22 protein-coding genes and 1 tRNA gene are annotated in these 25,246 nt (G+C 35.7%); 14 read left to right on the top strand and 9 right to left on the bottom strand.

The features are described from left to right. Positions 1–10: 10 nt before the first annotated feature. From tnpA to ACM6F9_RS07835, 7 genes are all read left to right on the top strand, one after another. The gene (tnpA, locus tag ACM6F9_RS07865) at positions 11–475 is read left to right on the top strand and encodes an IS200/IS605 family transposase (RefSeq protein WP_414845198.1); all 465 of its coding nucleotides are present in this window, start codon (positions 11–13) and stop codon (positions 473–475) included. 106 nt (positions 476–581) lie between these two features. Then, positions 582–1,760 carry a thiolase family protein gene (locus ACM6F9_RS07860; protein ID WP_121487666.1) on the top strand — a complete coding sequence of 393 codons (1,179 nt, stop codon included), beginning with the start codon at positions 582–584 and terminating at the stop codon, positions 1,758–1,760. A gap of 51 nt (positions 1,761–1,811) precedes the next feature. Beyond that, positions 1,812–2,180: a four helix bundle protein gene (locus tag ACM6F9_RS07855; RefSeq protein ID WP_414845197.1), complete on the top strand. Its 369-nt coding sequence runs from the start codon at positions 1,812–1,814 to the stop codon at positions 2,178–2,180. A 114-nt stretch (positions 2,181–2,294) separates the two neighbouring features. Continuing rightward, entirely contained in the window at positions 2,295–4,070 is a 1,776-nt protein-coding gene (locus ACM6F9_RS07850; protein ID WP_414845196.1) for an acyl-CoA dehydrogenase family protein, read from the top strand. A 145-nt stretch (positions 4,071–4,215) separates the two neighbouring features. Continuing rightward, positions 4,216–4,527, top strand: coding sequence for a hypothetical protein (locus ACM6F9_RS07845; RefSeq protein WP_414845195.1), 312 nt, complete (start codon positions 4,216–4,218; stop codon positions 4,525–4,527). 17 nt (positions 4,528–4,544) lie between these two features. Beyond that, positions 4,545–4,880 (top strand): YegP family protein, encoded by a 336-nt coding sequence (locus tag ACM6F9_RS07840; RefSeq protein WP_105703784.1) that lies wholly within the window; start codon positions 4,545–4,547, stop codon positions 4,878–4,880. Between the two features lie 79 nt (positions 4,881–4,959). Continuing rightward, positions 4,960–5,406: a phosphohydrolase gene (locus ACM6F9_RS07835; protein ID WP_105703785.1), complete on the top strand. Its 447-nt coding sequence runs from the start codon at positions 4,960–4,962 to the stop codon at positions 5,404–5,406. On the opposite strand, the gene ACM6F9_RS07830 is transcribed toward ACM6F9_RS07835, so the two are convergent. Both ACM6F9_RS07830 and ACM6F9_RS07825 read right to left on the bottom strand, forming a co-directional pair. Further along, on the bottom strand, positions 5,403–6,119 hold the full coding sequence (locus ACM6F9_RS07830) for a DUF2490 domain-containing protein (protein ID WP_414845194.1): 717 nt from the start codon (positions 6,117–6,119) through the stop codon (positions 5,403–5,405). The two genes, ACM6F9_RS07835 and ACM6F9_RS07830, sit on opposite strands and share 4 nt — an antisense overlap. Before the next feature lie 71 nt (positions 6,120–6,190). After that, on the bottom strand, positions 6,191–8,002 hold the full coding sequence (locus tag ACM6F9_RS07825; protein ID WP_414845193.1) for a TonB-dependent receptor plug domain-containing protein: 1,812 nt from the start codon (positions 8,000–8,002) through the stop codon (positions 6,191–6,193). 622 nt (positions 8,003–8,624) lie between these two features. Here ACM6F9_RS07825 and uvrA point away from each other — a divergent pair. Together uvrA and ACM6F9_RS07815 are read left to right on the top strand one after the other, a co-directional pair. Then, positions 8,625–11,417 carry an excinuclease ABC subunit UvrA gene (uvrA, locus tag ACM6F9_RS07820; protein ID WP_414845192.1) on the top strand — a complete coding sequence of 931 codons (2,793 nt, stop codon included), beginning with the start codon at positions 8,625–8,627 and terminating at the stop codon, positions 11,415–11,417. 79 nt (positions 11,418–11,496) lie between these two features. Then, positions 11,497–12,264 carry a methyltransferase domain-containing protein gene (locus tag ACM6F9_RS07815; RefSeq protein WP_414845191.1) on the top strand — a complete coding sequence of 256 codons (768 nt, stop codon included), beginning with the start codon at positions 11,497–11,499 and terminating at the stop codon, positions 12,262–12,264. A 149-nt stretch (positions 12,265–12,413) separates the two neighbouring features. Here ACM6F9_RS07815 and ACM6F9_RS07810 read toward each other — a convergent pair whose 3' ends face one another. Then, a complete protein-coding gene (locus ACM6F9_RS07810; protein ID WP_414845190.1) occupies positions 12,414–13,055 on the bottom strand; it encodes an NAD(P)-dependent oxidoreductase in 642 nt (213 codons plus the stop codon). A gap of 346 nt (positions 13,056–13,401) precedes the next feature. On the opposite strand from ACM6F9_RS07810, the gene ACM6F9_RS07805 reads away from it, so the two are divergent. The 3 genes from ACM6F9_RS07805 (at position 13,402) to ACM6F9_RS07795 (ending at position 16,074) form a co-directional block, all read left to right on the top strand. Next, positions 13,402–14,511, top strand: coding sequence for an epoxide hydrolase family protein (locus ACM6F9_RS07805; RefSeq protein WP_414845189.1), 1,110 nt, complete (start codon positions 13,402–13,404; stop codon positions 14,509–14,511). Positions 14,512–14,521: 10 nt separating this feature from the next. Next, positions 14,522–15,292 carry an alpha/beta hydrolase gene (locus ACM6F9_RS07800; protein WP_414845188.1) on the top strand — a complete coding sequence of 257 codons (771 nt, stop codon included), beginning with the start codon at positions 14,522–14,524 and terminating at the stop codon, positions 15,290–15,292. A 494-nt stretch (positions 15,293–15,786) separates the two neighbouring features. Then, the gene (locus tag ACM6F9_RS07795) at positions 15,787–16,074 is read left to right on the top strand and encodes a hypothetical protein (RefSeq protein WP_414845187.1); all 288 of its coding nucleotides are present in this window, start codon (positions 15,787–15,789) and stop codon (positions 16,072–16,074) included. Between the two features lie 49 nt (positions 16,075–16,123). Here ACM6F9_RS07795 and ACM6F9_RS07790 read toward each other — a convergent pair whose 3' ends face one another. From ACM6F9_RS07790 to ACM6F9_RS07765, 6 genes are read right to left on the bottom strand one after another with little or no spacing between them, the layout of a single operon-like run. Continuing rightward, positions 16,124–16,495 (bottom strand): response regulator, encoded by a 372-nt coding sequence (locus tag ACM6F9_RS07790; RefSeq protein ID WP_034694282.1) that lies wholly within the window; start codon positions 16,493–16,495, stop codon positions 16,124–16,126. 18 nt (positions 16,496–16,513) lie between these two features. Beyond that, positions 16,514–17,083, bottom strand: a complete 570-nt coding sequence (locus ACM6F9_RS07785) for a chemotaxis protein CheB (RefSeq protein WP_414845186.1) — start codon at positions 17,081–17,083, stop codon at positions 16,514–16,516. Between the two features lie 11 nt (positions 17,084–17,094). Beyond that, complete coding sequence (locus ACM6F9_RS07780; protein ID WP_414845185.1) at positions 17,095–17,925, bottom strand: CheR family methyltransferase; 831 nt, start codon at positions 17,923–17,925, stop codon at positions 17,095–17,097. Beyond that, positions 17,926–18,291 (bottom strand): response regulator, encoded by a 366-nt coding sequence (locus tag ACM6F9_RS07775; protein ID WP_414845184.1) that lies wholly within the window; start codon positions 18,289–18,291, stop codon positions 17,926–17,928. A 15-nt stretch (positions 18,292–18,306) separates the two neighbouring features. Continuing rightward, positions 18,307–21,915, bottom strand: a complete 3,609-nt coding sequence (locus ACM6F9_RS07770; RefSeq protein ID WP_414845183.1) for a response regulator — start codon at positions 21,913–21,915, stop codon at positions 18,307–18,309. A 5-nt stretch (positions 21,916–21,920) separates the two neighbouring features. Continuing rightward, on the bottom strand, positions 21,921–23,396 hold the full coding sequence (locus tag ACM6F9_RS07765) for a response regulator (protein ID WP_414845182.1): 1,476 nt from the start codon (positions 23,394–23,396) through the stop codon (positions 21,921–21,923). Positions 23,397–23,661: 265 nt separating this feature from the next. Between ACM6F9_RS07765 and ACM6F9_RS07760 the strand changes: the two genes are divergently transcribed. After that, a tRNA-Arg gene (locus tag ACM6F9_RS07760) sits at positions 23,662–23,733 on the top strand. A 371-nt stretch (positions 23,734–24,104) separates the two neighbouring features. Further along, complete coding sequence (locus ACM6F9_RS07755) at positions 24,105–24,755, top strand: lysoplasmalogenase (RefSeq protein WP_414845181.1); 651 nt, start codon at positions 24,105–24,107, stop codon at positions 24,753–24,755. Positions 24,756–25,246 lie beyond the last annotated feature (491 nt).

Below are 25,246 nucleotides of genomic sequence, written 5' to 3'. Positions count from 1 at the left end.
ACCTGTTAATATGGCAAATACCTACACTCAGATTTATATTCAAATTGTTTTCGCTGTAAAAGGAAGACAAAATCTGATTGCAAAAGAAAACAGAGAAGAATTACATCAGTTTATTACAGGTATTGTTTCCAATAGAAATCAAAAATTATTCGCAGTTTTTGCAATGCCAGATCATGTACATATTCTTGTAAGTATGAATCCAACACTTTCGGTTTCAGATTTAGTAAGAGATATTAAAGCGGGTTCTTCAAAATTCATTAATGAAAAAGGATGGATCAATGGAAAATTTAATTGGCAGGAAGGGTATGGAGCTTTTTCTTATTCTAAAAGCAGTGTTGATTCCGTTGTAAAATATATTTTAAATCAGGAAGAACATCATAAAAAGAAAACTTTTAGAGAAGAATATCTGGATTTTATGTCAAAATTTGAGATAGAATATGATCCAAAATATTTATTTGAATGGATTAATGATTAACAGGTCGCTCCTACGGAGCTCCACAAAAAAGCATCAACAAACATCTATGAACAGTTTACCTCTACGAGGCAAAAAATTCTTAAAACAATTTAATTAAACAAAAAAAATGAAAACAGCATATATAGTAAAAGGTTTCAGAACTGCCGTTGGAAAAGCTCCAAAAGGAAGTTTAAGATTTACAAGACCTGATGTAATGGCGGCTACCGTTATTGAAAAATTAATGGCTGAGCTACCACAATTAGATAAAAACAGAATTGACGACCTTATCGTAGGAAATGCAATGCCGGAAGCTGAACAAGGACTGAACGTTGCACGTCTGATCTCTTTGATGGGATTAAATACTGATAAAGTTCCGGGAGTAACTGTAAACAGATACTGTGCTTCAGGAAGTGAGGCAATTGCTATTGCTTCTGCAAAAATCCAGGCTGGTATGGCAGACTGTATCATTGCGGGTGGTACAGAATCTATGTCTTACATTCCAATGGGAGGTTATAAACCGGTTCCTGAAACGGATATTGCAAAAACAAACCCTGATTACTACTGGGGAATGGGATATACTGCGGAAGAAGTTGCAAAACAATATAATATTACCAGAGAGGAACAGGATCAGTTTGCTTTTGAATCTCATATGAAGGCTTTAAAAGCTAATCAGGAAGGAAAATTTGCCAACCAGATTGTTTCGATTCCTGTAGAATATAATTTCCTGGACGAAAATCAGAAAATGCAGACTAAAAAGTTTGATTTCTCAGTAGACGAAGGGCCTAGAGCAGACACTTCTTTAGCTGGTTTAGCAAAATTAAGACCTGTATTTGCCAACGGAGGAAGTGTAACTGCCGGAAACTCTTCTCAAATGAGTGATGGAGCAGCTTTCGTAATGGTAATGAGTGAGGAAATGGTAAAAGAATTAGGACTGGAGCCTGAAGCAAGATTAGTTGCTTATGCTGCTGCCGGATTGGAGCCAAGAATTATGGGAATGGGTCCCATCTATGCTATTCCAAAGGCATTGAAACAGGCAGGTTTAGAATTAAAAGATATTGACTTGATCGAGCTTAACGAAGCTTTTGCATCTCAATCTGTTGCTATCAAAAAAGAATTAGGTTTAAATCCTGATATTTTAAATGTAAACGGAGGAGCTATCGCCCTTGGACACCCGCTTGGATGTACAGGAACAAAGCTTACCGTTCAGCTTCTTGATGAAATGAGAAGACGTGGCAACAAGTACGGAATGGTTTCTATGTGCGTGGGAACAGGTCAAGGAGCAGCTTCTATTTTTGAGCTACTTTAGATAGACAAATAGACAATAGATAGATAATAGAAGGACAAGACACAAAAATGCATGAATGATTTCAAAAGACACAATTTTAAGAAGCTTAAAATTTGGCAAATGAGTATGGAGTTATCAAGACTAACTTTAGATCTTACGGATACTTTTCCAACTTATGAAAAATATGGTTTGAAAAGTCAAATGGACAGATGTGCTATTTCAATTCCATCAAACATAGCCGAAGGTTCAAGCAGAACAAATAAGTCTTTCAGTCATTTTTTAGATATTTCTTTAGGTTCTTCATTTGAATTGCAAACACAAATATTGTTGGCAAATCATAGAAAATATTTATCTGATGAAAAAACTGAAATCTTTGAAACCAAGATTGAGGAATTTCAAAAAGCAACAATGGTATTTCAGAATACTTTAAATAGAGATTAATAAGAAAAAAGACAAAGAGAGAATAGACAAATAGAAAATAGGCCACAATAATAATCTATCATCTATCCGTCTATTATCTGAATGTCTAAAAAAATTTAAAAAACAAAATAATATATGGCTACATTAAAAGGCGGGGAATTCCTTATCAAACAGATTCCTGCAAACGAAATTTTCAGTATTGAAGAACTGAACGAAGAACAAAAGATGCTTCGTGATTCTGCAAAAGAATTTATCGACAGAGAGGTAGTTCCTCAAAAAGAACGTTTTGAGAAGAAAGATTATGCATTTACTGAAGAGACAATGCGTAAATTAGGAGAAATGGGTATGCTTGGTATCGCTGTTCCTGAAGAATATGGTGGTCTTGGAATGGGCTTTGTGACTACAATGCTTGCCTGCGATTATATTTCCGGAACTACAGGTTCATTAGCGACGGCTTATGGAGCTCACACAGGTATCGGAACCCTGCCAATCGTTCTTTACGGAACTGAGGAGCAAAAGAAAAAATACCTTCCGGATTTAGCGGCTGGAACTAAGTTTGGTGCTTATTGTTTAACGGAGCCGGATGCTGGTTCTGATGCCAATTCAGGAAAAACAAAAGCAAAACTTTCCGAAGACGGAAAACATTATATCATCAACGGGCAGAAAATGTGGATATCTAATGCAGGATTTGCAGATACATTTACATTATTCGCTAAAATTGATGATGATAAAAATATCACAGGTTTTGTAATCAACAGATCTGAACTTGAAAACCCTGAAAGCTTAACTTTTGGAGAAGAAGAGCACAAATTGGGTATCCGCGCTTCTTCTACGCGTCAGGTTTTCTTCAATGATATGAAGATTCCTGTGGAAAATCTTTTAGGAGAAAGAAACAATGGTTTCAAGATCGCTTTAAATGCATTGAACGTAGGCCGTATCAAATTGGCTGCCGCTTGTCTTGATGCACAGAGAAGAATTTTAAACCACTCTATTCAGTATTCTAACGAAAGAAAACAGTTTGGTGTTTCTATTGCAACTTTCGGAGCGATCAGAAAGAAAATCGCAGAAATGGCAACCGGAGTTTTCGTAAGTGAAGCAGGTTCTTACAGAGCAGCTAAAAACGTTCAGGATAAAATAGATGAATTAGTAGCAGCTGGATTAAGCCACCAGGAAGCAGAATTGAAAGGTGTTGAAGAATTCGCGGTAGAATGCTCAATCCTTAAAGTATTCGTTTCTGATCTTGCTCAGCATACAGCAGACGAAGGAATCCAGGTGTACGGAGGTATGGGATTCTCTGAAGATACTCCGATGGAAGCAGCATGGAGAGATTCAAGAATTTCAAGAATATATGAAGGGACCAACGAAATCAACAGATTATTAGCAGTAGGAATGCTTATTAAGAGAGCAATGAAAGGTGAATTAGATCTTTTATCTCCTGCAATGGCCATCAGCAAAGAATTGATGGGCATCCCTTCATTTGAAGTTCCTGATTATTCAGAATTCATGAGTGAAGAAAAAGCAATTATCGCTAATCTTAAGAAAGTATTCTTAATGGTTTCCGGTGCTGCCCTTCAGAAATACATGATGGATATTGAAAAACAACAGCATTTATTATTGAATGCATCTGAAATCCTTAACCAGATCTATATGGCAGAATCTGCAGTATTAAGAGCAGAGAAACACTTCTCTCCTGAGTCTGTAGAAGCAGCTATGGCTCAATTGAACCTTTACAAAGCTGTTGAGAAAATCATCACTGCGGCTAAAGAAGGAATCATTTCTTTTGCTGAAGGAGATGAGCAGAGAATGATGCTTTCAGGATTAAGAAGATTCACAAAGTATACCAACCATCCGAATGTAGTAGCACTTACTGAAAAAGTAGCCGCTCACTATATCGAGAAAGGAGCTTATTAGTCTTTAATAACATAAATTTGATTCAGCGTCTCAATTTTTGAGGCGCTTTTTTTATATACGTCGATAATGACAACCATTGAATTTACTGACATTCAGTGGTTTTATTCAAAAAAAATCATTATTTTTATTTAAAATTAACAAACACATGAGAATTATATTATTTCCCCTGCTCCTTATCTCTGCTGCTCTGACAGCACAAAAAAGAGATAAATTAATACCTTTTCCTAAAGCAGATACCGTAAAAATTCAGAATAAAGATTTGTTTAAAAGTTTTGGACTGACTTCAACTCAACAGCAGAAAGGATTGTATAAAATGCTGATAAAGAAGCCTAACGACACGATCATCTATCTTGCCCTAAAAGAGCCTTCAAAAGACTATTCTCAATACAAAATTTTAAACGCCATTACCCCGGAAAAAATTCAGGCGGATCCTAAAAAACTAATACCATCCAAATAATCACAAAAACTATTACCATGGGAAAATTTATTATCTCTAAAAGAACAAACGGAGACTTTCAGTTTAATCTTAAAGCAGGAAACGGACAGGTTATTTTAACCAGTCAGGGATACAGTACAAAGCCATCCTGCGAAAACGGAATCGGATCTGTAAAAACCAACTCACAGGAAGATTCAAAATTTGAAAGAAACACCGCCAATGACGGCAGATCTTATTTTAATCTTAAAGCTGGAAACGGACAGATCATAGGAACCAGCCAGATGTATGAATCTGACAACGGCATGGAAAATGGCATAGAATCCGTAAAAAACAATGCTCCGCACGCTCCTGTAGAGGATGAAAGCAATTCATAAAATCATTTGAAATAATTTTAATAAAAATGCCTTAGTTTTTAAGGCATTTTCTATTTTTGTATTCTATTTTTCATTAGCAATGACAAAAGAAGAATTACTGAACAAAGCAATCAAAATCGCCGATAAGGCTCATAAAGGACAAACTGATAAATACCATGCTCCATACATTGGCCACGTAATGCGTGTGATGAATTATGGTAAAACACTGGACGAAAAAATTGTAGGCGTTCTGCACGATGTTGTAGAGGATCACCCACTGGAATTCAGCCTTGATTATTTAAGATCTGAAGGATTTCCTGAATATATTATTTTCGCGATCAGCTGTCTTACCAAGTTTGACCCTGAAGAAGATTATGATGAATTCATAAAAAGAACAGAAAGATCCCTCCTTTCCGTTGCTGTAAAGCTGAATGACCTTCGTGATAACATGGACCTCAGAAGAGTAAACAGAGAACTTACTCCTAAAGACATCAAAAGATTTAACAAATACCTGAAAGCCTATCGTTATCTGATAGAAAAATATTAATCCGCACCCGGGAAATCATAAGTTTTCGTGTGATGGTCTGTACCGTCAATGTTGATGTTTAAAGCCAGATAAATAAAATGTAAATTTTTATTTCCTTTGGCTTCAAATTCACGCTGCCACAAATATCCGCTCACAATTCCAAAATAATCATCGATCTGATAGCCGAAACCGCCATAGACTCTGTTTCTGGCAAAAGTAGGCTTCATCGGAGAGACAAAGAAAACTTCGTCATAAGCATTAGCGAAAACAGTTCCTTTCTTGATCGTTTTGGCATTTAAAGGGACACTTACATTCAGACGGTATCTGTAACGCATTCTCTGGGAAGTCTGATCTGTTTTGGGCTCATAAAACCAACTCTTTTCAGCACGGAAACGGTTTTCAAATTTTACAATACCCTTTTTGATATCGATAACATCCTGCAGCCAAACCCTGAACTCCTCTCTGCTTAAGCTGTGGTCTTTGTAATTCACATATCTTCCAAGCCCCACAAAAGGTTTATGGTTTTTAGTAAGATTATACCCTAAGCCCCCTTTTATTTCATAATAATCAGGGTAGGTATAATCTTCGTTACCACGCATCTGCCCTTCTGCATAAAGGAAAAATTTGGGATGAAACTTATAGGTCAGAGTTACTGCATTGAAGCTGGAAATGTGTTCCTGTGCTTTAAAAAAAGAAATTCCAAGTAGTAAACCTAAGCCTATAAGACGTTTCATAAAAAATTTTTGCAAATGTAGATTTTTTAACAATTTGTTAATATTAACTTTCATTAATATTAAATTAACACCTACTTAATATTAATTGTATAAGAAAAACCAATGTGGAACCACCTTTGCGGCATTCCTACGCCAAACGCTTCTGTGTATTGTGTATTCGTAATATTGTTAATCAGCACATACACAGAGTAGTCTTTTTTAGCAAAGCTTAGTTTCTCATCTACAAGATTATAGGTTCCAAGATTTACTCTTTCATTGTAACGGTAAACAACCTCATTCGTAAAGTTTTTCAGGAATTTCACTTCTAATTTAGAAATAAACTGGTGTTTCAGATTGTCCAGAATATATCTTGAAACTAAACCATTTTTTTCTTCATATTTACTGTCGATATAGGTATATCCAATCGTATATTTTAACCAGTCCAGCGGTCTGTGGCTCCACTCTGCTTCAATTCCTTTGGTTTTGATATCTCCCACGTTTTCTGCAAACCAGATTTTATCATTTATATCTTTTTTCACCCAATCAATAGAGTTGCTGGAATTTCTTAAAAACCCGCTTACTTTGGCTAAAATTTTACTATCCTGATATTGGTATCCTACCTCGGATGACAGTGCATTTTCAGGCTGTAAATCCGGATTTCCCTGTTCTGTTTTACTGATATAATACAGATCCGTAAAAGTCGGGATACGGTGTACTTTTGCAATATTTCCGTACACTTTATGATTAGGATTGAAGTTATACCCTACATCCAGCCCAGGATAGAAAAAGTTTCCTTCCTTCGAATAGTTTGCCCAAGAAATTCCCGGGCTGATGTTCAGTTTTTTATCCAGCAATGAAAAATGATGTTCAAAGAAAACCTGAGATACAAAACGGTTTCTGTCGCCCAGATTACTGCTTGCTAAAAATTCTTTTCTCAATTCAACACCAATTCCGGTGGTTCCCAATCCCCATTGATAGCTGGAATTAACTTCTCCACCCACATTATTTCCAATATGCATATTTCGGTAAAAATCCGGATTCCATCTGTCATAAAGGTACATATCCTGCCCTCTTCGCCAGTATACATTAGAATTAAGCTTTAGCTTTCCAAAAGTCTGCTGATGAGCCACACTTACAATGGAAGCCTGTGTTTCCTCATACTGTTTTGTGGCAGCACTGGAAGCATAAAAGCCGTTAGCCCCGAATTTCTTTTCCGAAAAACCAGCCTGAACCCTTACATCTCCGTTTTTGATATTCAGTTTTCCCTGATAAAATACATTTCTGATCTCGTAATCTGTATTGAACATATATCCTTCAGAAGACGAAGAATTGGCCTGAAGTGAATTCGTAAACTTCTCATTTCCAATTTGCGCATTGAATCCGAGACCATAGGTACTATAATCTCCTCCATCAGCACTGATCTTCACTCTTTTTCCTGGTGTAGCTTTGGTAATGATATTGATAACCCCTGCGTAAGCATTCTGCCCAAAACGTCTGGCAGCAGGTCCTTTTATGATTTCTATCTTTTCTACGTCATCCAGATCTACCGGAATATTCATATTATTATGTCCGGTCTGGGAATCATTCATTCTGATTCCGTTCAAAAGCAGAAGAACCTGCTCAAAAGAACTTCCACGGAAACTGATATCACTCTGTACCCCATTAGCTCCTCTCCTTCTGATATCCATTCCTGTTACCTGCTGAAGAATTTCATCAATACTTTTAGCCGGAGAATTTACAATATCTTCTCGGGTGATGACACTGATGTTCTGGTTAGCACTTTTGTATGGTGTGGAGATAAATTTTCCCTGAAATTCAATGCTTTCAATATCCGTTGTCTTTTCCTGTGCGTTTATCCAAAGTAAAGATCCCAGAAAAAAAGCACTTCCTATCTTTTTGATCATAATCGTTTCCGTAGTTTTTTTAACAGGGTCAAAAGTAAGGGAGTTCATCAAGACAGACAAATGATAGTTGTCATAAAAAAAGATGCAACATAATGCTGCATCTGTGTGAGGGAGTAATTCTATCTTTTTCTCATTAAATGTGTAACTAGATCTCTGAATAATTTTCTCATTTCTATATTACATATTTACGAGTACAATTTTAAATAATTTTAAAACATAAAACAATACTTAAATAAAAAAACATAATGTATTTCGCAAATTCATGCAAAATACTGTAAGACAAGCTATGAAACTACAATAACTCCACAAAACATACTCATTCCTATTGTTTTCCAATGGAAATATTTTCACTTTGCTCGTCTTATTTAACGTTTACAATAATCAATTTTAACAATAAGATAAACATAAAATTTTCACTAAAAATTCGTAATTTTGTGGGTCTTAATTTTACGATGAAAGTATTCTTTTTTTAATGATAATTCTGTAAATACAAATGCAGGATATCTTATGAATACAGGGATACAGATAAGAGTTCAATTGATGACAGCTGCAGATATTCTGTGGCAAAACACCATTACTGACAGCCTTAATGCTGTACAGTCTTTTTATGAATAAAGAAAATATGGCTAACACAACAGAAATAGATATAAAAAAACAGATTTTCGTTAAGAATGCACATCTTAACAATCTGAAACATATAGACGTCCTGATTCCGAAGAACAAACTGATTGTTATTACAGGAGTTTCAGGAAGTGGTAAATCGTCTTTGGCTTTTGATACTATTTATGCAGAAGGACAGAGAAGATATGTTGAAAGTTTAAGTTCTTATGCCCGTCAATTCTTAGGAAAATTAGAAAAGCCAAAAGTAGATGACATCAAAGGGCTTGCGCCTTCTATTGCTATTCAGCAGAAAGTAATCTCTTCCAATCCACGTTCTACTGTGGGAACTTCTACAGAGATCTACGATTATATGAAACTTTTATTTGCGAGGATCGGAAAAACCTTTTCACCGGTTTCCGGAGAAGAAGTGAAAAAAGATTCGGTTTCAGATGTAGTTGACTTTATCAAAGCTTCTAAAAAGGATACTTCTTTTCTACTCACTGCTCCTTTGGAATATGATGCGGACAATTTTAAAGAAACCTTAAATATTTTAAAACTGGCAGGTTTCACAAGATTGGAAATTAATGGAAATGTAGCTGGAATTGAAGATTTGGAAAGCTTTGGTTTCAATCCTGAAAAAGGAATGGCAATCAATCTTGTCATCGACCGTTTCTCGTATGAAGAAGATGAAAGCTTTCTACAAAGGCTTGCAGACTCTATTCAAATGGCTTTCTATGAAGGACGCGGATATTGTTCATTAAAGAATACAGATACTGAAAAAGTAAAGGAATTCTCCAATAAATTTGAACTGGACGGAATGGAGTTCCTTGAACCCAATGTTCATTTTTTCAGCTTCAATAACCCATACGGAGCATGTCCTGCCTGTGAAGGGTATGGAAAAGTAATCGGAATTGATGAAGATCTTGTTGTTCCTAACAAAACATTATCGATCTACGAAGATGCCGTTGTCTGCTGGAGAGGAGAAACCATGAGCGAATGGAAAAAGGATTTCATTAAAAAAGCAGGTGATTTCCCTATTCACAAGCCTTATCATCAGTTAACAAAAGAACAGAAAAACTTCCTTTGGAAAGGTGACGGAAAAGGTAATTTTCCCTGCATCAATAATTTCTTCAAAATGCTTGAAGAAAATTTGTATAAAATCCAGTACAGAGTAATGCTTTCCCGTTACAGAGGAAAAACTCTTTGTCCGACATGTGAAGGATTGAGGCTTCGTGAAGAAACGAGCTGGGTAAAAGTAGACGGACATAATATCCAGTCCATGATTGAACTTCCTTTGGATGAACTGGCTCCGATAATTAGTGGATTAAAGCTTTCAGATCACGACAAAGAAGTGGCCAAAAGACTGACCTACGAAATCACAACCCGTCTGGAATTCTTATTAAAGGTTGGATTAGGATATTTAACCCTGAACAGAACATCCAATACCCTTTCAGGAGGAGAAAGCCAAAGAATCAATCTGGCAACCAGCCTGGGAAGTTCTTTGGTAGGTTCCATTTATATATTAGATGAGCCTTCTATCGGGTTACACTCTAAAGACACAGAAAATTTGATTGAAGTATTGAAAAATCTTCGTGATCTTGGAAATACCGTAATTGTGGTGGAGCATGACGAAGATGTGATGAGAGCTGCCGATTATATTATTGATATTGGTCCTGAAGCAGGTTATCTTGGTGGTGAACTGGTTTTTGCCGGGGATTACAAAGATCTGAAAAAAGCCAACACCCTTACTTCAGAATATCTTACCGGAAGACTTGAAATAGAAGTTCCAAAGAAAAGAAGAAAAGCAAAAGAATGGATTCACATTAAAGGAGCCCGTCAGAATAATCTTAAAAATATAGATGTAGACGTTCCTTTGGAAAGTCTGGTAGTCATTTCAGGAGTTTCAGGAAGTGGAAAATCTACTTTGATGAAAGAAATTCTTACCAATGACATCCAGATCCAGCTTGGAATGGGCGGTAAAAAGGGAGACTATGATTCTGTAGAATTCCCTAAAAAACTGATCAAAAATATTGAACTGATTGATCAGAACCCGATTGGGAAATCATCCCGTTCAAACCCTGTAACGTATTTAAAAGCTTACGATGATATCCGTGATCTTTTTGCCAAGCAGAAAGTAGCTAAAATGATGGGTTATAAACCTAAACATTTCTCTTTCAACGTAGATGGCGGAAGATGTGATGAATGTAAAGGAGAAGGAGTAATCAATGTTTCCATGCAGTTTATGGCAGATATTGAACTTGAATGTGAGGTTTGTAAAGGAACACGATTCAAAAATGAGATCCTTGAAGTAAGATTTGACGAGAAAAACATCTCTGATATTCTTCATATGACTGTAGATGAAGCATTGGCGTTCTTTAAAGATAATAATGAAGACAAAATTGTAACGAAACTGAGACCTTTGCAGGAAGTAGGTTTAGGTTATTTACAATTGGGACAAAGCTCTTCTACCCTTTCTGGTGGTGAGGCACAGCGTGTGAAACTGGCATCATTCCTTGTAAAAGGAGTAACCACGGATAAAACGTTATTCATCTTTGACGAACCTTCCACAGGACTTCACTTCCATGATATTCAGAAATTGCTGAAATCATTGCAGGCATTGATTGATCTTGGACATTCCGTGATTGTTATTGAACATCAGCCCGATATTATCAAATGTGCCGATCATATTATTGACATTGGTCCGGAAGCCGGAAAACACGGTGGAGAAGTCGTATTTACAGGAACACCTGAAGATCTGACAAAAAATAAAAAGTCTCACACCGCAAAATATATCAAAGAAAAACTGGAACAATAAATACAATCGGCTGTTATAAAAACAGCCGATTTTTTATTGAGATTCTCTATCTTTATTCAACTATTACAAAAATTATTTTATGCCCTGGAATCCCGAATTATATGATCAGTACAAAGATGTACGTTACAAACCCTTTTACGATTTAGCCGCATTAATTAAACCTGAAAATAGTATAAAAGCTATTGACTTAGGCTGTGGTACCGGAGAGCAAACCTCTATTCTGACGGAAAAACTGACAGGTTCAACATTTTTAGGAATAGATTCATCGGCAGAAATGCTTGAAAAATCTAAGAAGTTTGAAAAGGAGAATCTGCATTTTAAACTTCAGACCATTGAAGAAACAGCACAGTCTGATCAGAAATGGGATCTTGTTTTCAGTAATGCCGCTTTACAGTGGGCTGATGATCACGAAACTTTATTTCCTAAAATCATTGGCTTGCTTTCACAAAACGGACAATTAGCCATCCAAATGCCTGTTCAGAAAGAAAATATTCTGAACCAGATTTTAACGGAAATGGCAGATGAAGAACCTTATGCATCACAGTTAAAGCACTTCAACCGTGATTCGCCAGTGCTTTCAATGGATGATTATGCACAGATATTATTTGATAATGGAATTCAGGATATTGAAATATTACAGAAGGTTTATCCCATTATTGCAGATGATCACGAAGCCTTATATACTTTTATTTCAGGAACAGCATTATTGCCTTATTTGGAGCGTCTGGAAGGAGAACAGAAAGAACATTTCATCTCTGAATTTAAATCACGAATTGCAAAAAGGTTTACAAAATATCCTGCCATTTATGCATTCAAGCGCATTTTAATGTACGGTCGTAAGAAATAAAAAAGCTTAATACCCAATAAAAAAAGCTGCCACAATTGTCATTCTGACGAAGGAAGAATCTCATTAATAACCAATGATATGAGATTCTTCATTACACTTCTTTTCATTCAGAATGACAAAATTATGGTGGTTTCTTCTTTATAGATTCTTTACTCTTTCACATTATACAAAAACGGGCTTTTCCTGATATATTCAGAATCCTTGATCTGAGAAACTAAAAATTCCGCCAGATCTACAGCACTGATTCCTTCACCTTTGCAGTCTGTAAGGTTTGTTTCCGTTGGAAAGTTTTCTTCTGTAAGATGGATGAGTGGTAATCTTACCAAAGTCCAGTCGAGGTTACTATCTAAAAGAAGTTCATATTCTTTTTGCTTATCAGCTGTGGTCTCTGGATAATTCTGATACATCCAGTCTGTCGCCATTTTTACCCTTTCATTTTTATGATCGGATGCTGTATTTATACTTAAGCCAGTGGTTACAATATAACGCCTGATCCCATAATGATTCATTGCAGAGATAATATTTTTTGCAGCATCACTGAATATAGACTTCTCTCCTTTGGGTTGTCCTAAAGTACTTATGACAAGATTAGTTCCTTCAATCAGTTTATCAATCGTTGTTTTGTCCCTTGCATCTCCTTTTATAATTTCAATTAATGGATGTTGAAGGGTAAAATTTTCAGGATGTCTTAGCAAAAGTTTAAGATGATATCCCTTTGCAAGAAGGTTTTGCACCAAATATTGTCCGGATTTTCCGGTTCCGCCTATGATAGCTATTTTATAAGTTTTCATAATGATTTTTTTGAATATTAAATATCAATAATCAGCAGCAGATTGACTGCCAATGACCGTTGATACTGCAAATGACACATTGTCTTTGCTTTTAAATATGATATAATAGAATTATTGGGTTCAGAAGATTGAACCTAAGATGTTCAGGGTTAAAATAACACCTGACTCATTGTAATATGTATTACGAGATTTTAATGAATTAAAGTTACCAATTTTCCATCATTGAAAAATCAAAAAATTTATAATTTTGACAACATTTATTAAAAGAGAAAATTTTTAACTTTGATAACCATCTTACTATCAATATTTTCCATTAACAACACTTACACCAATAAAATATAATAATATGGAACCATTTACAGTAAACATTCCCGAATCAGTTATCACCGATCTGAAAAACCGTCTGCAAAATGCCCGCTGGCCAGGAGAACCAGAAGGATCTGGCTGGAACTACGGAACCAGCGAAGCTTACCTGAAAGAACTTACCCACTATTGGATCAATAGCTATGACTGGAGAATGCATGAACAGCAATTGAATCAATATCCCCAGTATATCGCCCTGATAGACGGAATTTTGATTCATTTTCAATACATAAGGGGAAAAGGCTCTAATCCAAAACCATTGATCCTTACTCATGGCTGGCCAGACAGCTATTACCGCTTTCATAAAGTTATTCCATTGCTTACAGAAGGGGAACAGAGTTTTGATCTTGTCATTCCTTCTATTCCCGGATTTGGCTTTTCTGATAAAACAGCTGGCAGTAGCGAAAGAGTGGCAGATCTCTGGAAAAAACTGATGACTGAAGTTCTTGGTTATGAAAAATTCTGTGCAGCCGGAGGAGATATCGGCATGGGGGTAGTAAAAGCACTGACTTCAAAATACCCTGAAGCATTGGAAGCCGTTCACCTTACCGATGTAGGGTATCCTACTGGTCAGGAAGATTTCACAACAATGAGTGAGGAGGAACAGGCTTTCGCTCAATTTGTGCAGCAATGGTGGTACAGTGAAGGAGCTTACGCCATGGTACAGTCTACCAAACCTCAATCTCTGGCCTATGGTCTCAATGACTCTCCAATCGGACTCGCAGCATGGATCATAAGTTTTACTAATGCAGGAGCTCCTCCGGAATTGATTGAAACCGCATTTGGTGGAAGGGACGAGTTGCTGACCAATATTATGATTTATTGGGTGACTCAAACCATAGGTTCTTCCGCAAGAATGTACAAAGAAGATGCAGCTGCTTTATGGAGCGGCGGACAGGTTCATCAAAAAAGTAACGTTCCTGCTGGAGTTCTTGTTTTTCCTCGTGAGGCACAGTTTCCAAAAGAATGGGCCGAACGTTTTGTGAATGTGACCAGCTTTAAAAAGATGAATGAAGGAGGACACTTTGCCGCATTGGAATTACCCCATATATTTGCGGAAGAATTAAGATCATTCTTTTATTCTGTCCCATAAAAACCAATTCATGAAATGCATTTTATCCACTCTTATTATAGCTTCTATTTTTATCACAAGCTGTACCCTGCAAAAGAAAACTACCGAAAGTAATGATTATGAAGTAAAACGGGACACTTTAACTTTATTTGACCACAGCAGAAACCGTAAAATTCCGGTTGCTTTTTATTATCCTAAAACGAATAAGAAAATTCCTAATCAACAGGTTATTATCTTCAATCATGGATATGGTTTTAATAAGGGTGGAGATTATTTTGTATACTCTTATTTAACGGAAAAACTGGCTTCAAAAGGTTATTTTACCGTAAGTATTCAGCATGAGCTTACAACAGACAGCCTTTTGCCGACAGAAGGAAATTTACAGATCGTAAGAAGACCTTTCTGGCAGAATGGTTCGGATAATATACTGTTTGTTCTGAATGAACTTAAAAAGACGAGGCCAGAACTTGATTATCAGCATCTGACCCTCATAGGACACTCTAATGGAGGCGATATGGCAGCATTATTCACTAATCAGCATCCTAATCTGGTGTATAAACTGATCACCATGGATAACCGGAGAATGTTTCTGCCGAGAACTTACGTTCCTAAAGTGTATACTTTACGTTCTAACGATTATCCGGCTGATGAAGGAGTATTACCCAACGAAGAAGAACAGAAGAAGTATCATATAACGGTACAGCCTACCCTCATCAATCATGGTCATATGGACAATAAAGGGACAGCTGAGGAGCAAAAAAACCTGAATTATTTTGTTTTAAAATACCTTTCTGAGCCGTAATTTCAGAGAATCATATAAGTTATCCACAGTAAATTGTGGATAACTTGTGAATTTTAACATTAAATTCATATTTCGTATTAAATTTATTACTACATTTACTATGTAATAAAAATCGAAGTGGAAACTTTATTTGCTTTTCTTACTACTATTGAAATTGCAATTAAATTTGAAATAAAAATTTAAGCACAGCATTGTCGGCTGTGCTTTTTATTGTTGTCTAATTAAAAAAATGAGATGTATTTATCTACTGAGTCTACCCCTAAAGGGTAGATTCTTTTATCCATATACCCTTTCATAAAAAGGTTTTCAGAGTTTTTGAATTATTGAAAATCTATTTATTCTAAACTGAATTATTGAGCCAATCAGAAAGCTTTTTTTCTTTAATAAAAGCAAAATTCATTTTAATCAAATTGTTCTTTATAATATTATAATTTTCTCTGTTTTTTCCTATGTACGGTATAACATTTGTATTTTAAAATTTAATTATCAACATTATGGACGAAACAAAAATAGAATTTTTAGACCTGATTAATGATAAGTATTTAATAGATGAATATTTTAAGCTTAAGGTAAATAGAGAATTAAATATTGACATTGATCTTAGCACTGAATATGTGACTGCACATAATATAGTTTCAAAAAAATTAATTCTTGTGCAAACATTTTCTGATACCACTATTGGAAATCCCCAGCTCTATCTTTTATTACGTTCTTTAATTCATAACGTTAACAGTTATCACATAACAAAAAGTCAAATGATTTCTGCACTGAGCAATAAATAAAAAATCTCTCAAGTTTTGAGAGATTTTAATTTTTGGAAAATCAAATGATTTACACCTGTTCTTTTATATGTTTTGCCACCATTTCTTCAAGATCATCCAGATTGAAAGGTTTTGATACATAATCATCTGCCTGCGCTTCGGAAGCCAAAGCCGCGATATCATTGTTTGCTGTAACATAGATGACAGGAATGTGATTAAATTCTTCACTGTTTTTAAGAAGTTTTGTGGCTTCCACTCCTCCAATTTTCGGAATCCAGTTATCCATCAGAATAACATCCGGATGATATTCAGCCACTTTCTCCAGGATATCATGTGAAGTTTCTGAGATTCTGACCTCGTAGCCATTCTCTTCAAATATGATGGTAATCACTTCTAAAATAGCAGCATCATCATCAAAAATTAAAATTTTCTTTTTGTTCATATTATTTAGGTTATTCTATTACAACTGATTGATATAACCTGCCAAATTATCTGGTTTGACAATGAGGTCATAATCAATTTCTTCTACGGCATGTTTGGGCATATATTCCACTTCTGCCGTTTCAGGATCCTGAATCCACACCTGTCCGTTATTTTTTTTAATGTAGCATAGTCCTTCCACTCCATCAGCATTGGCTCCGGATAAAAGAATTCCAATCATATTTTCTCCGTAAATTTCTGCTGCAGATCTGAAGGTAACATCTATTGAGGGGCGGGAATAATTCATTTTTTCTGAGCTGTCTAATGACATATTTTTCTTATTCTCAAACAGCAAATGATAATCAGCCGGAACAATATATATGGCATTATTGTCCATTTCAGTTTTATCTTCTACTTCTATCACCGGTATTTTTGTAAACTGCTGCAATAAGGTTCTCAGAACGTCTCCGGATTGGGCTTTACGGTGGACTACCACTACAATTGGGATTTTTAGAGTATCATTCAGGTTTTTGATCATTTCAATAATGACCTGTAAACTTCCTGCTGATCCTCCTATAACAATTAATTCAATGTTCATCTGTGATTCCATAGCCTTAGTTATTAATGATGATCAAGCTTTTTCCAGATTTTCTGGTCTTCAATCTGATGATAATTCTTTTCAATAGTGGAAAATCTAAGCGTTTCTTTTGCTCCCAACGCCAGAAAACCTAAGTTTTCCAGACTGTTATCAAAAAGTTTGAATACCCTTTCCTGCAGCTCTCTATCAAAATAAATCAGAACATTTCTGCATATAATCAGCTGAAAGCTATTGAAAGAACTATCTGAAACCAGATTGTGGGTAGATAAAATAAGTTTCTCCTGTAAGCTTTTATCAAATTTTACACTGTCATAATTGGCTGTATAATAATCTGAAAAATCACGCTTCCCTCCTGAAAGCATATAGTTTTCAGAATATAATTTCATCTGGTACAATGGGAAAACCCCTGCTCTGGCCGTCTCAAGAACTGCGGGATTCAAATCTGTACCATATATCAGGGATTTATCATATAACCCTGCCTCTTTTAGTAAAATGGCGATAGAATACGCCTCTTCTCCTGTAGAACAGCCTGCAATCCAGATCCTGATCAGCGGATAGGTGCCTAACTGAGGCAGAACCTTCTCTCTCAATGCTTTGAAAAAAGAAGGATCCCGAAACATTTCTGTGACGTTTACTGTAACTTCTTCTACAAAACGTTTCAAATATTCTGCATCATTCATGATCGTATATCTAAGTTCCGCGAAGCTGGTAAACCTATCCAAAAGGCATATCCTGTTTACCCTTCTTTTAAACGAAGCCCTGCTATAACCGGAAAAGTCATAGCCATACATTTCATAGACATCGTTGATCAGATATTCTACTTCTTCGTCTTTTACGATACTTGGTTCCAGCATCTATGAGAGTTTTTCTATTGCCATTAGTAAAAGGTCTACATCAATAGGCTTTGAAACATAATCATCAGCGCCTACCTCAATACATTTCTGACGGTCTTCAGGCATTGCCTGTGCGGTTACTGCAATAACTGGAATATCTTTGATTTCAGGAGTATTTCTTATGATTCTTACTGCTTCATAGCCATCTATTCCAGGCATCATCATATCCATAAGTACCATTGAAAAACCAGGATCAGCTTTTAGCATATCTAAAGCTTCCTGAGCCATTGTACAGGTTTCAACTGCATATCCACGAGCCTTAAGGGTAAGTTTCAATGCAAATATATTGCGTGGATCATCATCCACAATTAAAATTTTCTTCTTCATCAGAATTTTATCTGTTTAACTTTCATATAACCAAACGCGAAGCAGCGACAACAGCTGATCAATATCTACAGGTTTTGAGATATAATCTGAAGCTCCTGCTGTAATGCATTTCTCACGTTCTCCAATCATTGATTTTGCGGTTACTGCTATAATAGGCAGCTTCTTAAATGCAGGCATTTTTCTGATCTGCTTTATGGTTTCATAACCATCCATTTCCGGCATCATCATATCCATTAAGATCACGTCTATATCCGGATGGTGGTGAATTTGTTCTAAGGCATGCTTTCCGTCCATGGCTACAATAACCTCAACTTTATATTTTTCCAATGCTTTGGTTAAAGAAAAAATATTGCGGACATCATCATCGGTAATCAGTACTTTTTTGCCACTCAGCACTTCAGTTAGAGATCCCAACATTCTGCCTGTAGTATTTTCTGAAGAATTATTTTTTTCTTCCACTAAATGCAGGAACAAACCTACTTCATCTAAAATTCTTTGGTATGAATGTGCTGTTTTTACAACAATTGAATCTGCATACTGTTTTATTTTAAGCTCTTCTTCTTTAGATAAATGGTGTTCTGTAAAGATGATAATGGGAAGATTTTCCAGTCCTTCATGACTTTTTATTGACTCTATTACATGATAATCATTTCCTTTTGTACTTCCGATATCCAGAATAACGCAGTCTACAAGATCAGAAGTCAGGGCTTTTACACTATCTTCCACCGTATGCTCTACGGATAAAGAGATATTAAAATTGCTCAGGAAATAAGACAATGCACTGGCATGTTTAGCATTTTCTTCAACAATCAGAACTTTTTGGGATCCTTTTTTCAAAGCATCTTCAATCGTTTTGAATACGTCGGTCATTTTATCCAAAGCTACCGGTTTGTTAATAAAATCTACGGCACCTTTCATGAGACTTTCTTTTTTAAGATGAAGCACAGACATCATATGAACCGGAATATGTTTGATATAAGGATCAGATTTCAGTTCATCCATAACCTCCCAGCCATCTTTTACAGGAAGCTGAACGTCCAGTAAAATAGCATGCGGATGGTACTTCTGAGCCGCTGAAAGCCCATGATCTCCTCTTACCACAACCACTCCTTTATAACTCTGCAGGTGGGCGTATTTCAATAAAGCTTTTGCAAAATTGATATCATCTTCAATGATCAGAATAACTTTATCTCCTTCCTGAATATTTTCCCGGTCATCCGCTACATCTTCCGGGATTTCAAGGGTATTTACAGGAATTATTTTGACTTCTCCTTCTTCAAGGATATTCTGAATTTCTTCTACATCTTCACGGATCACCTCTACAAGATCCTGATCTGTTTCTGAATGTATAACTTCTGTTGCTATGTGTACAGGAATAATAAAACTGAATTCACTTCCTTTATCTACCTCACTTTTCAGAACTAGTTCACCTCCAAGGAGTCTTGCAATTTCACGGCTTATAGACAGTCCTAAACCTGTACCTCCAAATTTTCTTTTGGTAGAACCGTCAGCCTGTTGGAATGCTTCGAAGATAATTTTTTGTTTATCCTCTGCTATTCCAACGCCTGTATCTTTCACTGAGAATATAATGAAATCAGGTTTTTCAGAATGTTTCCTGATATGTAAATCAATGCTTCCTTTTGTGGTAAATTTTAAGGCGTTTGATAATAAATTTCTCAATACCTGATCAATTCTTAGGCGGTCACTTTCGATCACTTTCTGCACATTTGCATCAATCTCGATATTAAACGGAAGAGATTTCTCCTGGAATACCGGATTGAAAAGACTTTTCAGGTCTTTTACCACTTCTTCAAGGGTTACGTCCTGATATTCAAGGGTCATTTTACCGGATTCTATTTTGGCCAGATCCAGAATTTCATCAATAAGGGTTAATAAGCTTGTACCCGAACTATGAATTACTTTGGCAGATTCCATCTGATCTTCATTGAGATTTTCATCAGGATTTTCTGTCATTAATCGGGATAAAAGAAGAATTGAATTTAGCGGAGTACGCAATTCATGAGACATATTGGCTAAAAACTCAGATTTGTATTTGGTGCTTAATGCAAGCTCTTCCACTTTTTTCTGAATTTCATTATTACGTTCAGCAATCAAATGATTTTTTTCTTCCAGCAATCTGGAACGTTCTTCCAGTTCTGCATTGGCCTGCATCAATTCTTCCTGTTGTACTTTAAGCTCTTCTTCCGATGCCTGAAGTTTCTGGGTTTGTGCTTCCAGTTCTGTATTCAGATTTTCAAGCTCAGAATGCTGAACCTGCAATTCTTCGGACTGAGCCTGGGTTTCTTCCAATAACTGCTGTTCTTTTTCTCTGCCTTTTGCAGCGCTCAAAGCAATTCCTATATTGGTACAGCATTCTTCAAAATAGCTTATTCTGTCTTCCTCAAAATTAGAAGTGGAACCAAGCTCCAGCACTCCTATTATGTGGCCGTCTGCAAACAGCGGAAGCAATATAATTCCGTAAATTTTTATGGTACTGCTGGCAAAAGTGACCACAAAGTCCTCTTCATGAAGGTTATTATAAACCTGTGTTTTAGCATTAACAAAAGCCTGTCCCACCATTCCTTCTCCGGGCTCAAAAGCTTTTTTCATATTGGATTCCAATCCAAATGCTTTATTAAGCTTTAAAATACCCTCATCATATAAGTACAATGAACCGTTAATGCAGTTTCCATATTCAATCAGCTGCATTAAAGATTTATTGGAAACTTCCTGTACAGTCTTATTCCCTACCAGGGATTCATTGAGTAAGGCAAGTCCTTTCTGGCGCCAGTCGCTCTTATTAATAGTATCAAAAGATGTTTTAAGAGACTCTGTCATGTGATTAAGAGATTCTACAAGATCTCCAAGATCATCCTGAGCATTATCCACTACTTTTTCACTGTAATCACCATTTGCCACTCTGTTGGCAATTTTTTGAATAGCACTTACACGGCGTGTCATTTCTTCATCCTTTTCCTTAAGCATTTTTTCCAGTTTGTCTCTTCGGATAAGATCTGCACGCATTTTTATATAGAAAAATGTAGTTACCACTACTGCAGCAATTGCAGAAAAAAGGATAAAAATAACAGTTGTATCAGACGAACGGTTGAGATCATTATTTTTAATTTCAACCTGGCTTTCCTCATATTGAACAAAATCTTTGACAATTTTTCGGCATTGATCCATATAAGTCTTACCTTCAGTAATCTGCTGCTGAGTCATAATAATGCCTCTTCGTCTGTTCTCAACCAAATGCTCCAGATTCTGCATTACCTGATCAACTGAGGTTTTTAAACCTGCGAGTCTTTGTAATTGATTCTGATCATTGATACCCAAAGATTCAGCACGTACCAAAGCTTTAGGATATTCTCTTAATCCTCGTTTATAAGGTTCAAGAAAATCTTCCCTTCCGGTAAGCTGATAACCTCTGTTTCCTGTTTCTGCATCCAGCAAAGCAACCAGCACATCTTTCACGGCTGTTACAGATCGTCTGCTTTTGGAAAGACTTTCACGGTGATTCATTTGATTTTGGATACTCCAATAAGAGGCCAATGAACTGGCAATTAAAATCAAAAGTGAAAGACCTACTCCAAACTGAAGATTTCTTATTATTTTTTTCGGCATTAAAATTAGTTTAGTGGTAATGTGAAATAAAAAGTAGAGCCTTCATCTACTATACTGGAAACCCCAACACTTCCATGATGCTGTTTGATAATCTCGGAACAGATAAACAATCCGATTCCCATCCCTTGAAACTGCAGTGAAGATTCTTCTACACGATAGAATTTTTTGAATACAGCATCCTGTTTAAAATCCGGGATACCAATTCCAAAGTCGGTTACGTTCACCCTTACTTCTTCTGCTTCTTCATCTACAAAAGTGGTAACAATAACCTGATTATTATCTGGTGAATATTTTATAGCATTGGTCAGAAAGTTGATGAGCACCTGTTCTATACGGATTTCGTCCAAAGGAATTAAAATATCCGGTTTGGTTCCGTGACGCTCAATTTTCACTTCACGCTGATCATGAGTCTGTAATATTGTTTCAATAGCATTGCTAATCAAATTTTCCAGATTAACAGGCTTTTTATTAATTTTCAGCTTACCATTTTCTATTTTAGAAACATCAAGCAGATCAGTAATCAATGTATTCAGCTTTTCAATCTGCCCCTGAACTTTCGTTACAAATCCTGCTTCAGAGCTTTCTTTGTCGAGTTTCAATTTTCTTTCTAATAGCTGAACATAAGCTTTAATACTTGTTAAAGGAGTTTTCAGTTCATGGCTGGCGATGCTTAAAAATTCATCTTTTTCTTTTTCAACTTTCTTCTGATCATCAATATCGGTGAAAGTTCCCACCCAGTTTTTAATACGGCCTTCGTCATATACCGGCGTTACTCTAAGCAAATGATAACGGTAATTACCTGAAGCTACGTTTTTAATTCTAACTTCCAGCTCAAGAGCTTTTCCTTTTTTTCTGCATCTCTCAAACTCCTCTATGATATCGGGGTCATCGGAATATATTTCAGGAAAATTCTGTTCGGAATCTGAATATTCATACCATTTACCATTCACAAAATCAACGGTTCCTGATTCATTCAGGGTAAATGCAATTTGTGGAAGCGACTCCAGCATTAAGTGAAAATGGTCTATCTGAGACTTCATCGTCACTTGTGATTCACGTCTTCCCTTAACTTCCAGTTCCAGATTCTGCTGGGTCTTTTTCATCGCTATATTCTGTTCCTGAAGATTATAGAATGTTTTCACCTTAAGTAAAAGAATTTCCGGATCTACAGGTTTAGTGACATAGTCTTTGGCGCCAGAAGCATAGCCTTTCGTTATAAATTTCTTGTCTGTATTGACAGCGGATAAAAATATAATGGGAACTTCTTTTGTTTTACTATAATCTGCCAGTGTTTCTGCTACTTCAAAGCCGTCCATATCAGGCATCTGAACATCCAGAATAATGAGGGCATAATCGTTTTTAAGGGCCTTGCCCAGAGCCTCTTCACCGGAGTTGGCTGTTTCCACCTGAAAATCCTTGGACTCTAGTAATTTTTGCAGTGAATAAAGATTACTTTGATTGTCATCAACAATTAAAATCATAGAAGTTAAAATCAATAATTAGTTACAGATATTTAAACCTCAAAAATACTCACAATATTTCAAAACATAGCAATTTTTAAAGTGTTATGAATAACTATTTCATACCACATTTTGTGCTTTAAACAGGAATAAAATGAGGATTAGCACAGATTATAAAACTCCTAAAACATACCTGAGCATGTCTTGTTAAAGTTCCCCCCTTTAATCAACATCCTGATCATTAAGCTACTCCGGCAAATAATTTGTAATTTTATGATGTAAGCCAGGCCTCATAGTTCAATGGATAGAATAAAAGTTTCCTAAACTTTAGATCCAGGTTCGATCCCTGGTGGGGCTACAATTCACACTTATAATCAACACATTACACTAAATACCCCAAACAAACCCCCGGAAAAATATTTTTCACCTAAAATGATACGCCTTTTTCTTTTAGTTCTTGAATACTTTCTTCAGATTATTGCTTTTGATAGTAGTTATACAATCCTAAAGTTCAATAATATTTCTAATAATAGCCTATTTCTAAAATATAAAATAAACTGAAGTGTGAGGCATCGATATTTTACATTCAAAAGTATTTTTATCCTAATTTTATTTGTAATTTAACAATCTGAGCTAAGTGTCAAATATAGAATGATTTGATGCGAACCTGAAATATATCCATATTATAATAAGAAAAAGATAATTAAAAAATTGCTATAAAATAGTACAATGATAAAGTCTATCAATATCAAATTGTTATTAGTCCTTCTTTCCATTGTTTTTGCATTTGATTTAGTGTTTATTGCTATAGATCGTAGTTCTTGGCGGCTTCTTTCCAAACCACTGTTGTTACCTATTATTATCTGGTTTTATTTTACTTATTCCAAACAGGATGTATTTCGGATAAACCAATGGTTTTTGTCTGGATTAATTTTGAGTTTTTTGGGGGATGTGTTTTTGTTATTTAGATGGGGGTTTATGCCCGGTTTGGGCAGCTTTTTGTTGGCTCATATTTGTTACATCGTTTATTTTTTTAAGATTAGAAAGAAAAATGTATGGAGTTGGATTACCGTTGTTCTGCTATATTTAGTCTCGTTTATTTACTTTATATATCCGTATTTAAACGAAATGAAGATACCCGTGGTGATTTACGGAATTACCATTTCTACAATGCTGTATTTTAGTATCAGTACTAGTTCTTTATTATTGTTCATAGGAGCTATTTTGTTTGTAGTATCAGATTCTGTATTGGCCATTAATATGTTCGTACAGCATACTATCGGGAAAGAACTTGTTGTTATGATTACGTATGTTTTAGCACAATTGATGTTGGTATTGGGAGTGGTTGATGTTGAAAAAAAGAATAGAATTATTCAATAAAATGAAGACTTATGAAAGAAAAGATAACCTTTTTTCATAGTATTGGGTTATTCAGTCCATTGGATTTTACTGATCCGGTTACTGACCTTCTCCCGAAAAACCTTACCATTTAAAAGTAGAGATTTTCAATAAAAACAAAAATCCCCGAAACTCTCCGGGGATAAAAACTAATAACCATGAAAACTCAATTAAACTTGAGCTGTATCTTGATATACGATAAAGTGATTGGCTTGGTTTTGTCACGCATCATTAAAAGTCACTAAATAAAAAAACTCTCATAATTGAGAGGCAACATAGATTAAAGTAGTCGATAATTCGAGCTATCGATTAGTCAAATATACAAAAACCTCCAATTAATGGAGGTTGAATACATATAATCCGAAATTTAAATTAATCGAACATTTAAATATACTAAAACAAAACCCACCTCGAATGGATTGTGGTACTAAAATATCAAATTTAATTTACCCTTAAATAAAAATACCTCGACA

Source organism: Chryseobacterium sp. IT-36CA2, assembly GCF_949767875.1.
In the GTDB taxonomy this organism is placed as follows: Bacteria; Bacteroidota; Bacteroidia; order Flavobacteriales; family Weeksellaceae; genus Chryseobacterium.
Note: the sequence above shows the minus strand (reverse complement) of the source record. Positions and strands in the feature narration are given on the sequence as shown.